At 36.1% G+C, this 14,214-nt stretch carries 12 protein-coding genes; all 12 read right to left on the bottom strand.

The annotated features are described in order from the left end of the window. Positions 1-5: 5 nt before the first annotated feature. The gene (locus TOL9009_RS0116435; RefSeq protein ID WP_029633755.1) at positions 6-959 is read right to left on the bottom strand and encodes a phytanoyl-CoA dioxygenase family protein; all 954 of its coding nucleotides are present in this window, start codon (positions 957-959) and stop codon (positions 6-8) included. Positions 960-1,116: 157 nt separating this feature from the next. Continuing rightward, positions 1,117-2,607, bottom strand: a complete 1,491-nt coding sequence (locus tag TOL9009_RS0116430; protein ID WP_029633754.1) for a hypothetical protein — start codon at positions 2,605-2,607, stop codon at positions 1,117-1,119. A 24-nt stretch (positions 2,608-2,631) separates the two neighbouring features. Continuing rightward, positions 2,632-3,804, bottom strand: coding sequence for a glycosyltransferase (locus TOL9009_RS0116425; RefSeq protein WP_029633753.1), 1,173 nt, complete (start codon positions 3,802-3,804; stop codon positions 2,632-2,634). A gap of 36 nt (positions 3,805-3,840) precedes the next feature. Next, positions 3,841-4,983 carry a glycosyltransferase family 4 protein gene (locus tag TOL9009_RS0116420; RefSeq protein WP_029633752.1) on the bottom strand — a complete coding sequence of 381 codons (1,143 nt, stop codon included), beginning with the start codon at positions 4,981-4,983 and terminating at the stop codon, positions 3,841-3,843. Positions 4,984-5,002: 19 nt separating this feature from the next. Continuing rightward, positions 5,003-5,836, bottom strand: a complete 834-nt coding sequence (locus TOL9009_RS0116415) for a class I SAM-dependent methyltransferase (RefSeq protein WP_029633751.1) — start codon at positions 5,834-5,836, stop codon at positions 5,003-5,005. Positions 5,837-5,963: 127 nt separating this feature from the next. Next, positions 5,964-6,998, bottom strand: coding sequence for a CgeB family protein (locus TOL9009_RS0116410; protein WP_029633750.1), 1,035 nt, complete (start codon positions 6,996-6,998; stop codon positions 5,964-5,966). Then, on the bottom strand, positions 6,995-8,185 hold the full coding sequence (locus tag TOL9009_RS0116405) for a glycosyltransferase family 4 protein (protein ID WP_029633749.1): 1,191 nt from the start codon (positions 8,183-8,185) through the stop codon (positions 6,995-6,997). Before TOL9009_RS0116405 ends, TOL9009_RS0116410 begins: the two co-directional genes overlap by 4 nt. Positions 8,186-8,215: 30 nt before the next feature. Next, entirely contained in the window at positions 8,216-9,232 is a 1,017-nt protein-coding gene (locus tag TOL9009_RS0116400) for a glycosyltransferase (RefSeq protein ID WP_038296389.1), read from the bottom strand. A 38-nt stretch (positions 9,233-9,270) separates the two neighbouring features. Further along, complete coding sequence (locus TOL9009_RS0116395; RefSeq protein ID WP_029633747.1) at positions 9,271-10,212, bottom strand: glycosyltransferase; 942 nt, start codon at positions 10,210-10,212, stop codon at positions 9,271-9,273. Between the two features lie 142 nt (positions 10,213-10,354). Then, a complete protein-coding gene (iscB, locus tag TOL9009_RS0116390; protein WP_029633746.1) occupies positions 10,355-11,638 on the bottom strand; it encodes an RNA-guided endonuclease IscB in 1,284 nt (427 codons plus the stop codon). A 240-nt stretch (positions 11,639-11,878) separates the two neighbouring features. Next, positions 11,879-12,988, bottom strand: a complete 1,110-nt coding sequence (locus TOL9009_RS0116385) for a glycosyltransferase family 2 protein (RefSeq protein WP_186227579.1) — start codon at positions 12,986-12,988, stop codon at positions 11,879-11,881. 215 nt (positions 12,989-13,203) lie between these two features. After that, positions 13,204-14,211 (bottom strand): glycosyltransferase family 2 protein, encoded by a 1,008-nt coding sequence (locus TOL9009_RS39450; RefSeq protein ID WP_144238255.1) that lies wholly within the window; start codon positions 14,209-14,211, stop codon positions 13,204-13,206. Positions 14,212-14,214 lie beyond the last annotated feature (3 nt).

The raw sequence follows: 14,214 nt of genomic DNA, 5'->3' as shown, positions 1-14,214 counted from the left end.
TATAATTATTTTGATTTGAGATACCATAAAATTCGCTTTGCATTAATAATTACTTGAGCAGGTAATAAAGAATTTACTAGATATTTGAAAAAAGCTTCTATTGTTTGAGGTAATAACCTCTTTTGTAGTGCTAAAATATCTTGAGGTTTCAAAGTAGCAACTGAAGAGTTAGGGAAAGCCGGATAAGTTCTTGGAAAACCAAATCCGAGATAGTCCATTACCTCTGGAGTTAAATTATCAAGATATTCAGTATTAACTAGATTTTTTTCACCATGTCCTACATATTCACTACCAACTTGATCTACTTGAAAAAGTAAAGTAGTTCTGTTGTAATTATCATCCTGAAAAGGTTCAGCCCGATGAATACCGTGGATATCACAAATTATCAAGCTTCCCTTTTTCATGGGGAATGAAAGTACATCTTTTTTATAATTTTTTTCGATAAAAGCATCACTTAAGTAAATTTCATGGTCATATTTACTAGACCATTTGTGAGAATTATTAAGATATTGAAATGCATTCGTTGTCACATCGGAAAAATAAAATAAAAATAATAGACCCGGCATATTATGCTTGGCAACTAATTGCTTACCACTCTGCAAGTTATTGTCTGTATGCCAAGGCATGTGAGCTTTTTGATTAACTTGATAAACTCGATGATTTGTTAATTTATAGTTATCATCAAAATATTCCTTGCAAATATCTAAAATTTTTCTTGATGTAATGATATCATATGTTTTTTTAGAACTAGCTAAACAGTGAGTTAAAAATTTGATGTTTTGGGCAATAACTACACCAACATCATTATTATTTACTAAAATATAATTAAAATCTATTTCTTGAAGTAATCGATCAATATACTGTTCTTCCAATGCTCCTTCAAAAACGAAATATCCTTTACTTTTCAGGTCATTAACTATTTGACTAGTATTTGTGTTTAGAAAATCTAACTTAAACACCTATTAATCTCTCCATATTGAAAAATCAAAACACACAGTTAGCATATGAATTCATACATAAATTATTTAACTTACAATCCATAAAAGTTAAAAATATACCAAACAATGACATTCAATAAATTATACCCTATCAGCCAAAATTAACATAATTTCAACTTCATAAATGTTTAGACTTACCTCCCAATAACAATCTAAACATTAAATATAAACCAAAAGAAATATTAACTGCTGCTCCAATCATCAGAGAAAAATTAGACTCTTGGTAAATTAGAGGAAATAAGATTGTAGCTCCGATCACTACTTCTAGTGAATTCATTCTAGAAGCATTAAGTTTTTGATCAAGAAAGGCTAGAAGCAATCCTACTAGTGGCATTCCTATCAGCACACCTAAAGAGCCAAAGTTGGCATACATTTCTACAATCCAGGGAAGGTTCCATGCGGTAGTATAGTCGTTATTTCCTAGATACTTATAACGTCTACCAAACTCATTTGCTATCTGTTCTGTAGGTTTATCAGTCCACAACGCACGAGGAATATAAGTCGTCAATAAATTTGAGTAAGTTGTGCCACCCCAATAAGGGACTATAGTTGGTGTGTCATCAACTATATTTGAAAATAAGAGAATATGTGCCGATCGCTCTGTAGCGGAAACTTTCTGGGGGTCTTTTTTTTTGTATTCAGCATCAAGGTTAGAGTATTGCTTAATAACAAGTTCTGTGAATAATTGAACCTTTTCAATAGGATTCGAGTTAGAATATGCTCCACCCCATGTTAAAGCACGAAATTCGTATTTGACTGGATTGAAAATTATATAAAATAGAATTGAAAGACTAATCAATCCAACTGGAAAGCGTTTACGCTCATACCAAATAACTATAGTCATGAATAGACCTAGGGTCATAATTTGAGCTAAAGCGCCAGTCGCAAGACGATAAATTAGTTCTATTGGCAGACATACACCTAAAAATGCCCATGTTTGAACAGATGGTAGTCGGCTACGCGACCAAAGAATATAAAGTATCCCAAAAGCTAAATATCCAATTGGCTCTAATAACTGGTTTAAAACGGAAATTGTTCTCAAGAATGGAATAAATAAACCAGCTAAGTGTAACAGAAGTAGTTGCCAGACAATAGTTAATAGTTTATTTTGTGAATATACTCCTGATAGCTGAATGGGAGAGGTTTTCTGCCAGAAAGAGGATTTAAAAACATAATAGGAAATATTCATCCCAACTAAACCTAGAAATACTAAAATTAAAGCTTCATTAGTGACATTTGCCAAAGAGAAGCGCTGTATAACAGCAAATTCTAGTTCTTTAGAAAAGATAGGTAAACCAAAGCTAGTGACGTAAAAAATACCCACTAGTGGAAAAAAAGGTATTGGTGGTCGTTTGCGGTCTGATAAGTACTGTATACTTGGCAAAAAACCTACCCAAATTATCGACAATGCGATAAGTGCTTTATCGATAGAGATTTGTTCTGGACGATGCTCGAACAGATAAATACTAGCTGCAATTAAAATAAAGATGAGAAATAGGCGTAATCTTCTAAAATAACGTTCTTGTTTTATTTTCGCTTTAATAAGAGCAATTTGTTCGTAATTTAGCGACTGATTATTACTTTCAGTTTCGTCATAATAATTATACACAGTGTTTAATAACCTAAAATTTTTCTATCTGGAATTAACTAAGTCTTTAATTTTTCCCAATAGAGGAGAAAAAGCAGATTCATAATTATACCTTTCTTCAAAAGCCTGTCGAGCGGCTAAACACATTTCTTTGTATTTGCTAAAGTCACTCAAAATATCCTGAACAGCAGATGCAATAGATTGAGCATCGTCTGGATCTGCAAAACGAACCCAACTCTCATTAGCAAGATATTCTTGGTAATTTGGAAAATTACTAACAATCACTGGGACTCCACAAGCCGCATACTCATATATTTTGTTGCAAGCTGTGACGCAAGCTACGCGATCAAAGCTAATATTTTTATAGAGGGCAAAACCTATTGTTGCTAACAATGTAGGAGCTTGTAAATCTTTATAAGGTATGGTTCCTAAATAAGAAAAATGGTTTGACATCTTCAGATGTTCCACCCAATTCGCAAGTTTTTTAGCATTATCAGTGTTAAGAAAACCAACAAATTTAATATTTACATTTTTGTTTAACAGTGAAGCAGCAGTTACAATTTCCTGCATAGCACTGGCATCTGAAATCGATCCTCTGTAGAATAACGTGATAAACTCCCAGCGCTTCTTGATTACCATAACCCAATTTTGTGGAAGGTTGAAAACACTTTTTAACGGAAAGTTAGGAACAATTATTGGCTCTTTTTTAAGATTAGTTACTTTCTGACAAAATACTGCCCTATCTTTATCAGGAAATACAATAACCACAGCTTTATTTATCCAGATTCGTTCTGCTCTGTGAGTCCATCCAGATAAAGAAGATAAAGGAGCCAGGTGTTCGCTAGTTTCATGGCTTTGGTATACTAGGGGAACTCTTTGAGGAAGGGATATTTGGCAAAGATAAGCTATAGTGTAGGCAAAAGTATCATAAGCATAGATAAGAGATACGTCTTTTAAAAGATGGCGTGCTTGACCAATAAAATTAATATATTCCCAAAATTTAGCTTTTGCTGATGCTTGCTCTCGTTCTCGTACTGTTGTATATTTTCCCAGTCGGTAGATTTTAACATTAGAAGGATATTCGCGATCGGGAAGTTCTTGATTACGACCGATCAAAACCACATCAAAGTGTTCTGATAATAAATGAATAGCGTTAACTGTTGGAGGATAGTGGTCAGGATTAGCATAGATTATCATTCCGATAATTTTTTTACCCATTTTTATACCTTATTTTAAAATTAGTAAATTCTTCATTCACAGAACTAGATAAGAATTAACTATCTTTTCACCATACTCATCCCAAGACAGAGACTTACGTGCTTGTTCTAAGGCATTTCTTGCCATCTGCTCTCGCTTATCTGGGTTTTCGTAGAAGAAAAGTACTTTTTCTTTCAAAGTTTCTACATCCCTAATTGGTACGCAAAAACCATCAATTCCATCCCTAACAATATCCTCCCCACCTGTATTAGTGGTATGAATTATAGGTAAACCACACGCCATTGCTTGGGGTTGAACCATTGCCAAACCTTCTTCAATTGATGCTAGACAAAATACTGAACATTGGGAGTAGAACCATCGCAGTTGATTTTGAGGTTGCTTACCTTTGTAGATAATGCGATCGCTTTGATATTTGACTAAAAAAGGTTCTATTTCTGGAGCTATTGGACCCACAAGCCATAACTCAGCTTCGGGTAAGTTTAACTCATAAAAGGCTTGCAATAAATACTGTACACCTTTACGCAGTGAAAGCGCCCCGCAGTGTATAACCCGAAAAATATTATCTTCTTTGGAAACTGGATAAAACTCTGCTAGAGAAGTTCCATAGGGAACATGAATTAGTTTATTTTCTGGTATTCCTTGTTCTAAAAAAGTACGCTTGACAAACAGGCTGGGAATAGCAATTCGGTCAGCAACATCATAAGATTTTATTTCTCTTTCGTATACTCCAAGATGAGTTTCAGTAAATTTTATTCCCCATTTTTCATGTTCTTCTTTGAGAATTTCTGTTTGATAATGCATATGACTACTACCGCGCTCGATTACTGTTTTAGCACCTAGTTCTTTAGCCTTATGCAGAGACCAAAAATTATATCCTGACCAACCTACAAATAAATCAAACCCAGATGATAAGCTATTTGCTACTGAGCGGTCAAATTGCTCTACAAACCATAGTTGTAGGTTGCGATCGCCTCTTAGCCAAACTGGTAATCTATACCAGCTGCGAGATAGAGCTTCCAAATGCCATATAGAATGAATAAACTGTCTATCAATACCAAACTTAGTAATGGCAAAATTTGGATAGGTAGAGATTAAACTATGTAAATAACCTCTTTTTTCCAATTGTTGGGCTAAGTTAAAGGCATGAAAACGCCCAAAAACAGAGACGATAACTTTCATTCTTAGTAATTCAACCTGTTCAGGACACTTTTTCCGCCATCACAATAACAACTTCTTGTTGACTTTTATCTACTGCTATTTCTGGAAACGTATCCCATGAATTATAAAAACCTCGAATTTTAAACCCATACTTCAAGAGATTTGTTTCAAAAAATTTGCTTGAAAAACCTAAAGGATGAACTGCTCCCATAATAGATAAAGATTGTTTGCCAAATTCTTCATAGTCAAAGTTAGGTACTTCAATCAAAAGCAGACCTTTAATACAAAGAAGCGAAGAAATATCTTTAAATATAGTTGACAGGTCAATAAAATGCTCTAGAGTATGTGCTGTGTAAACAACATCAAACACTCTGCCCTTAAGCTTGTTAATATTTTCAACAATATCTACTCCTAAATTCTGGATTCCAAACAAACGTCGTGATTCGCTAAGTTCCACACCAGTTGCGTCAAAGCCATGCTGTTGTGCTTGATATAAAAAATATCCCCAAGACGACCCTATTTCTAGCATCTTACTTCCTGGAGAAAGCAACTTAATTGCTTGAAGCCGATCGCCAAAGTATTTGTCCGATGCCTGAAAATAATTATCTTTTAGTAAAGTCAACTCATCATTACTTGGAATCTGAGTAGTAGAACCTTCCGCTGCGTATAAACGGTCATACAGCTTAGATGTTAGCAAAGGCTGATAAATTGGGCTGGTGAAGCAGAGTTGGCAAGAATGACATTGTTGAATTTTTATCGAAAAATATTTACTGGCTATGGGCTGAAAATTCTTAGAGTTGCAATGAGGGCAAAACTCTTGTTTTTTGAATAATGACTGTGCCAAAAATTCTAATCTTGGTAAAAGATTGCTCATTTATATTTCCTGAAAATACAGTAAAATTTGTGAATAGAGTTGATTTGTCTATGATTTTTAGGTATCGATATCCTAAAAAATGATTGTTTCAGTTGTCAAGACAAAACTTAGCTTAAAAACATTAATATCATACTTTTATTTTAATCAAATTTAAGTCTTGATGAAGATTGAAAATTTCTGTGACTCTATTATTGATAGTTTGCTTTAACGCCTTCTTATAACCAGTCTCAGCAATAGATTCAATTAAAGCCGTATTTTGTAACAGATATTCTACTTTTTGCCTCAATTCATCAGGACTAGAAAAATATACAGCTTCTTTATCTTCTGCAAATAAATTCACTAACACTTGACTCCGTTCACTCAACATCAGTGTTGCTGTAGCAGGAATCTCAAATGTTCTGATATTGTGTCCCTCTTCATTCTGCGGACGCAAAATATTTAAACCCATTTTGGCAGAACCTAAAACTTCCGGAATTTCTGTATAACTGCACATTCCTTGGCATCGATTTTTTAATGCAGGTTCTTTACAATGAGTATTCCAGTAATTAGACCCCCAAAGTCCTAAACGGTAATCAGCGATCGCCTTTAAATATTGCTCTCGCTTTCGGCTAGCATCCCAATTACCAATAAACGCCACATCATATACTGGATTAGTCTGCTTTTTAGGAAAGTGATATTCAACATCGCTACAAAAGGGATGAAAAAAAGCTTTTTTTACGCCATTGCCAATTAAGCGTTCAACTAGTTCTTGGCTCCAGATAAAAGCTGCATCCCACAAGGGAAATCCCCGTTGTACCCAGGAATTAGTATGAGTATGATGTGTATCTACGGGATTGTCAGTAAAAAAGACAAAAACTAGACCATGTTGCTGCAAAGCCAGAATACTATCAGGATTAATTAAACGAGGTGAAATAACTAAAGTTAAATCAGGCTGAAACTGATTTGCTATGTCTAATAATTTCTGATTTGCTAATTTTGCCAGGGGTTGCCATGCTAACCGCCAAGCTACTTTATCCCACAATGAAGGAGAATATAAACTGGATGCAGCTGCTTTCCAGGTGAAATGTTGCACTTCACAACCAAAGGCAGAAAATCCTCGTCCGTAAACTTCTTCGGTACGCCCTATTTCTAGTGTGTCTCCAACTATCAAGACTTTTTTCATTTAAGCTTTACCTGCAAATAATTTAAGGCTTGTTTAAGTTCCTGCAAATCTTCTTGATAGCTCCACTTTTGGATCTGTTTAAAGCTGTATTCTCCGGCTGAATCGCGATGGTAAATTGCCCAGCGAATTGCAAGAGCCAAAGCTGCAATATCTCCTACACGAAAAGTTCGTCCATTTTGCCCCTCTTTCACCAAGTCAGGCACGCAGCCGACGCGATCGCTCACAACTACCGCTTTTCCCGCATTCATCACTTCATTGATTGCCAATCCCCAAGGCTCAAAATCTGATGGTAAGACAAATACATCACACAAATCATAAACAGCAGGCATTTGCGACTGATTGCGAAAACCCAAAAAGCGAATGGATTGCCAGTTTGTTTCTTTAGCTTCGGCTTCCAAAGTTGCACGCAAAACTCCATCTCCCACAAACAATAGGTAGGGGTCTGGCTCTTGGACACCATCGGATGAGAGCAATCGATAAGCTGCGAGTAAATCCTGGGGACGCTTGACATTAATCAGCTTGGCAGCATAGAGAATAATCGGTCTACCTGGATCTAAATTGAGCGATCGCCGCAGTTCCTCACGTTTGCTACTAGCTAGCATTGCTTGCTTTTGAAAGTAATCATTATCAACAGCATAAGGCACGCAAAATAGCTGTTTATCCTCAACTCCATACCTCTTGTAAAACTGACGATTAAAAGTCCCAATGTAGAGAAAACCAGCTATCTTCTTAAAAAGCCAGCCTAAAAAAACTTTTTTTGCAATTTTTTTCAGCGGATTAGTTGGTTCACTTATACCGTTAGACTCTCCCCGAATCAACACTGGAATATCCAATTTATTAGCTGCCAGCACTGCTTGTATACTACACAGCCAAGACCACCCATGCACCCAAACTGCATCAAATTTTCCTTGTTTTAACTGTTTATAAATATCCTTACCAAGAGATTGTTGCAAGACACTTTGCTGTTTCTTACTCCCCCAGCAGTCTAAAAAATGATAATCGTAACCCTGTGTTAATGGCACATCCCATTCAATTAATCGCCCAAATCCCGCATCCTGATAAGCCTTCAAGGAAAAGTCACTGTAGAAAAACACTTTTAGATCAATTTCTGGATCTGCGGCAATCAGCCGCAATAAAGGAGCCTGATACTGAATCGGATGAGAAACAAAATAAGCTAAACGTAGCATTAGTTATGTTTTTAATTCAACGTATTATTACTATTTACTCAAATTAGCTAGCTTTAAAATTTCCCATACACGGCTCTCCCAACTCCAATTTTGTGCTAATCTTTCTCTCTTTTTTAAAGCCGATTGAAAATAAATATAACGATTTTCCCATAGCTCTTCCCAAAATAACTGTAATTTTTTCTGACTTTGGGTATAGTTAATTGGAATTACTAAATTTGAACCAAATATTTTTTCAAATTCCGGTTCTTTAGGAGCTTGACCAAGAATGACTGTGCCGCTAGCAGCAGCTTCAAACCATCTACAAGTAATTGGACTAAATGTCAGAACCCTTTTGGGATTAGTTAGCTCTACAGCCCAGGAGAAGGTAAAAAAACTGTGTGCCAGATGCCATGCATATTGTCTGTAATTTTCGCACGGATCTAGTTGCGGTTGTAGACCAGTTGTTGTAGTGTATTCATAATACTTATCAGTTTGTAAACAATAATCTTTGATACTGTTATGAATATTTTCTAGCCGACGACCATAGGCAGAAAAACTAATTAATTTTTCTTCTTTGGCAACTGGTTTAAACCTATCAAGCTTCACCCCTTGAGGTACAGCATACCATTTGTGTTGTGTTTGTTCCTCCAAAAAAGGAAGCGCTCCATGAAAGGAAGTGATGGCAAGATCCCATTTTGCTGACTGTAAAACCCGACGAATTGAAGGTAGTTGTGCCTCAAAAGTATCAAATATGTAAAGGATTTTAACTCCAACATGTCGATCCCAATTTTTGAATAAATCGAGAGAGAAGTTTTCGGGACCCATGAGTATCACCCAAAGAACATCTGCTTTTAAGTCACACTCAACTTTGGGAATAAATTTTCGGAAATTACCATATCGAGTTCCATGTCCAATACGACCCTCAATAAACGTTGGTAATTTTCGCTTTGGCATTATTACAGGATGTCCACTCGTAACCCGAATTATTTCCTCTTCAAAATCTCGAAGCATTCCATATTCAAAACCGTTGAGAGCTGGGTCAGTAAGTACAATATGCTTTAAGTTCATTATCCTTGTTAGTCAGGCATCAAATACGAATAATTTACTTAAGCACTAGCTTGATTTTGCCAATTGGCAATTTCTTGCAAAGCTTGCCTAATACCTTTTTGCATTGCTGCATAAAAACGGCATCTTCTTGCACCATATCGCAGACGTAAATATAGCAAATATATCTTTGATGATTTCATATTTAGCTGAGGTGGCAGTTTTCCTCGGAGATACTCTAAAATAATTTTTGAGTAATGTATTCCTTCTGTTAAACGCACTAAATAATCTTCTTCAAGACGACTGGATGGTATCAAGTGAGTTAACTTCAAAGATGTAAATTCTCCCGTACCGAAGCCCATATCGCAGGCTGTATATGCTAAATCAAAGTCTCCACAGGATATTAGCTGCTTACCCTTGCGATCCAAATCTACCCGTCTGGGATCATTACAAACTAGTTCCAGATACTTCTGGGCAACATCCTTACGAACACAAAGTCCTGCCCCACAAGGAGTTGTTTGGTATTCATGTATCAAATTCGACCATTTATCTTGATAAAATTCTCGACAAGCTAGAGATTGTAAGAAATTTTTTAAATCTGGCTTTATCCATTCTGGAGGTTCCGCTTCCAATTCAGCTATTACTTGTCCACCCCAAGCACCGATGATTGAGAAATCTTTGCTGATTTTTAAAGCAGCTGCTAAATAATCTGGGTCTAAAACGTTGTCATCATCAACAAAGACTAAAGTTTCAGCTACTGCCTCTTTAATTCCTCGTAGTCGAGCAGGAGTTAAACCTAACTGTTCTTCTCTAATATGGCGAGATTTAGGATGCCAGGTTAAATCAATTTCGTCAGAAAGAGGTTGAGCGCTGGCATTATCAATCAGTAGTAGTTCCCATAAATCTGTTGGCAAAGTTTGTTTCTTCAGTGCTTGTAATACTCTTTCAAGATAATCACGTCTAGGGTTATGGGTGCAGATAATAATGCTGATGGTTGTTTTCATCTAAACCTCCAGGAGACCCCGACCAAAACTGTACTCAGTTTGATGGTGGGAGGATGTCCGGGTTGATTTTTCAACAGTCTTTGAGTGCTTTTGTGCGTAAGCACAAACAGCGAGAAGACTAGTTGAAAAATCAACAAATCTTTTATTGCCCATACGAATAACCATCCTTTGCATGAATGCGCTTACAAAACTTGTGCGATATTCCTTGAACTAATCCGGTTTTAGCAGAAATATTGAAACTACCTGATGAACGAATAGCCACTTTTCCAACATAATTGCCAATCTTTTTACCAGTGGTAACAATAGCTCTAACAATGTCCCCTGTCTGGAAGCCAAAATGTATTTTCTTTCTAGGTACGTGTCGATTTGGAAACCCGAATTTATCGGTTCTACATGATTGTCTAGAACCATGCCCATTAGCTGCAATTAACAACGGTTTGATACCTTTAATATTAAGGCTCGGTGTTGATTTGCCAACACAAGCGGCATCAATCCAGTGAGTCTTTTCTAGCTGTTGCTGGCTTCTGTTGAACTTTGTTAAACCGCCAGAGCCAGTCTCTACTGGCAATCCAGTTGTTTTTAAAACTTTTAACAACGCAAATCTAGTTGTGTTAACTGCGGCAGCATCAGATAGCGGTCTTTTTACTTGTTTCAAGATTTTCTCTAACTTTGAAGGGTCTTTTTTGAGAAAGTCTTTGATATCTTTAGTGCCTTTTTTGGTGTTACATTTTTCGCAACTTAAAGCAAGATTATTTATTGAGTTAGAGCCTCCTTTAGCTCTTGGGTGAATGTGTTCTATTTGAAGTGGAACATCTTTGACTCCACAATAAGCACACTGCCTGTCCCACTTTTCTAACAAAAATTCTCTGGTTTCATAACCAACGAGTGTACCTTGCTGGTATTCTTTTCCCTGAATATCTGGATTACGCATTAATTGCATATCAAAGCGTACCAACTCTTGACTAATAGCCCGAATTGGTGCAAGTTTACATAACTTACCAACCCAAGTCTTGATATTCTCAACACGACTTTGTAAGCTCGGTGCTAACAAGCCTTTTAGACGTGTTCTGTTTAGGAATCTAGGTTGTCTGTAACGAGATTTTCTAGCACGTCTATTGCGTCTTAATTGTCGTCTAGATGTTAAAGCTTCCCTAATTGCAAAGCCGCGATGCTTTAATTCTGCTGCAAATACAACTCCCCCTGTAGTATCGTTGACCAATGCAATTCCAGTTGTTTTAGCACCTGGATCAAGCTTTAATCGTAGTGGTGTTACTGCTGAATCTGGGTATGATTCTTTGAAAATAATGGTAAACGGAAAACCTCGATAGACTGCTGCTTTTTTGTTTCTCAATAATTGCCTTGCTTGGGCTGGATGAACAGGATCTAATGGACGTTTACTTTGGTCAACGACAAATATTTTGGACACGAAGTCCCTCCTTTCGGGTAAAGTTAGCCTGGACAATGATTTAAAGGCTTTTTACGTCAACGACACTAGCTTCAAACCCAATATGCTTGTTTAATCGTTAACCTTAGAGCTACAAACTGGCTGCGTATTCGTAGGTAAGATGACCTAAAAATCGGAGTACACGAGGTACTTAGTCGGGTAAACTTTGGGCTTTCAAAGCCCCCACCATATTGCTCTTAGCAATTGGTGGTGGGTAGTTTACTAGATATCTTTGATTTTTTTCTCGCTGGAATTGCTATTAGTATGATTTTTAACCCATTGAATGTAATCATCAGATACTACTATAAAATTATTTTCTAGTAAATAGTTCACATTTTTGAATAGACAAGCAGTGCCTTGTTTTATATTAATATCGGGATCGTGTTGCAATTTTTCCAAATACATTTTATATTCATGATTTGCTGATTGTAAGTATCTTTTTGTTTCTACGGCTTCTTTAACCTTTTGATAAAAAATGCTTGTAAATGGATAGTGTAGAAGGACACCTGTAAAATCAGCTATACGGGCATTTTTAACATGATGACAGTATACAAAAGTACGAATTTTACTGTCAACAAAAACTAAGGCTGCTTTTGTTAAGCCATTGTTAGTGTCAAACAATGTTTTACGAATACCACCCCAATGTAAATTAATATTTTTGTTTAACAATTCTCCAAAGGGATACGTTTCTTTTTCAATATTATAAATGTCGTAGTATATATATCTCTCTTTAAGAGAATCATTTATTTTGCTTGTCAAACTAGCTAGACTAATATCTGAGAATAAATCCAACATTTGTAAAACAACAGCAGTATATTTATTCTTATTAAGATAATTTAAGAGATCGCTTAAGTTAATCAAATCAGAAAAAGGGTAGTCAAAAAGTTCGTCAATATCTGAAAAAAGATTCCATTTATTTTTAGAAAAACGATATACTAAATACCTCTTCATTACAGTTTCATATTTTTTATAAGGACATTGGGTTTTAATAATTGTAATATTTTCATATTGTGAGGCAATATTAATACTGTTGTCAGTTGAATCATTAAACAGAAAAACGATGTGTTTAACTCCTAATTGGAAATAATGCTCGATAAATGACTTGATATACAGTTCTCCATTGCTAACAACACAAAGCACTATCAATTCGTTTTTTTCATAATTTATTTTTTTCAACCCATAAATGTGTTTGATACTATTTTGTAAAATTATGGGGCGTATATAATATTCTTGAATGTATATATGAATCTGTATAAGTTTATAATAAATTAAACGTAGCTTTTCCAAAATCCATTGATTTATAGCAGATTTGAAAATACTAAAAGCTGACATAATTACCTTCAAATGATTGTTTTTGATTATGAAAGCAGACTCCGCTTTCATCGAATACAAGAGACGTAGCACTGCTACGTCTCTAAAAGGAGAGGGGTTTTATATATGTACTTCATTTACCTCAAATCTGCTGTATGTTGCGTCATTGTGACCTAAGGAAGAAATCTCAAAATATTTGAGAAAAACTACAGTTCTCAAAGTAGATGAGGTTTAATCTACATGGTTAGGCGTACATTTTTCAAAACCCATCGCTTTCCAGTAAATTTGAATAGGCGAAAAAGTAACATGATTACTTTGAATGAATAGTTACACTTCAAGGCTTCTCGAATTTGAGCAGTTGCGGCTGATGTGTTGCCTTCAGTTAAGTATTGGGGAACGACAAACTGAAGAGTGTAAAGCGCCCAATTTTCTCTAGCTTTGTTGGCTACTTGGCTAGCTTTTGAAGTGGGAAGATATGATTGAAAAATATTTATAGCTCTACGTGCATCTCTAAGATTTTCAGCAGTACACATATTACGTCCAGTGTTAGATGCTGAATGTTTTCGATAAATTGCTAATGGCTCAATTTCATACCAAATTGGAAAGTTGGCAGCAATCCTTACCCACATTTCCCAATCCTCAGTCCAAGATAATCGACTGTCAAACCCTCCAAGGACTTCATATACTTTTCGTCGCACTACAATTGATGGGGTTTGAATGTGTTGAAAGCTTGCAATGCGCTCCAAAAAATTAGTCAAAACTCCACTTTCAGGCTGTTCTAATTGGGAAATAGTTTGCCAAGAGCCATACTCGTCCATGATCCTGTGGCGGCAAAAGGCAGCACCAATGTCGGGGTTATCCTCAAAAGCTGGTTGCATTTTGCGATAAAAGCCATCTTGCACACAATCATCACCATGCAACTGATGAATTAACTTACCCCGCGATCGCTTTAAGCAAGTTTCAAAATTTTTCGTATGACCGACATTATATGGTTGCCGATAAAATCCAACACGTCCCTGACCGAGTTCTTCAACGACTGCTTGGGGATCGTCTTTGGTAGAACAATCGTCAATTACCTCAATTTGCATCACTTCAAAACCAGGATCTTGAGCTAACACACTCTTCAAGGTTTCGCGCAAATATTTGGCACAATTATAGGTAGGAATCATTACAGACCAAAGAGGACTTGGTGTTCCTTCTGGAACTGGTGGAATCGTAGCCCGATAAGGATGTTGTTCGCTCATTAT

It is taken from the genome of [Scytonema hofmanni] UTEX 2349 (genome assembly GCF_000582685.1).
GTDB lineage: Bacteria > Cyanobacteriota > Cyanobacteriia > Cyanobacteriales > Nostocaceae > Hassallia > Hassallia hofmanni.
Note: the sequence above shows the minus strand (reverse complement) of the source record. Positions and strands in the feature narration are given on the sequence as shown.

Coding starts and splice junctions, on each gene's coding strand:
- TOL9009_RS0116425 (WP_029633753.1), bottom strand. CDS start 3,804: ATGGGTAAAAAAATTATCGGAATGATAATCTATGCTAATCCTGACCAC.
- TOL9009_RS0116420 (WP_029633752.1), bottom strand. CDS start 4,983: ATGAAAGTTATCGTCTCTGTTTTTGGGCGTTTTCATGCCTTTAACTTA.
- TOL9009_RS0116415 (WP_029633751.1), bottom strand. CDS start 5,836: ATGAGCAATCTTTTACCAAGATTAGAATTTTTGGCACAGTCATTATTC.
- TOL9009_RS0116410 (WP_029633750.1), bottom strand. CDS start 6,998: ATGAAAAAAGTCTTGATAGTTGGAGACACACTAGAAATAGGGCGTACC.
- TOL9009_RS0116405 (WP_029633749.1), bottom strand. CDS start 8,185: ATGCTACGTTTAGCTTATTTTGTTTCTCATCCGATTCAGTATCAGGCT.
- TOL9009_RS0116400 (WP_038296389.1), bottom strand. CDS start 9,232: ATGAACTTAAAGCATATTGTACTTACTGACCCAGCTCTCAACGGTTTT.
- TOL9009_RS0116395 (WP_029633747.1), bottom strand. CDS start 10,212: ATGAAAACAACCATCAGCATTATTATCTGCACCCATAACCCTAGACGT.
- TOL9009_RS0116385 (WP_186227579.1), bottom strand. CDS start 12,988: ATGTCAGCTTTTAGTATTTTCAAATCTGCTATAAATCAATGGATTTTG.
- TOL9009_RS39450 (WP_144238255.1), bottom strand. CDS start 14,211: ATGAGCGAACAACATCCTTATCGGGCTACGATTCCACCAGTTCCAGAA.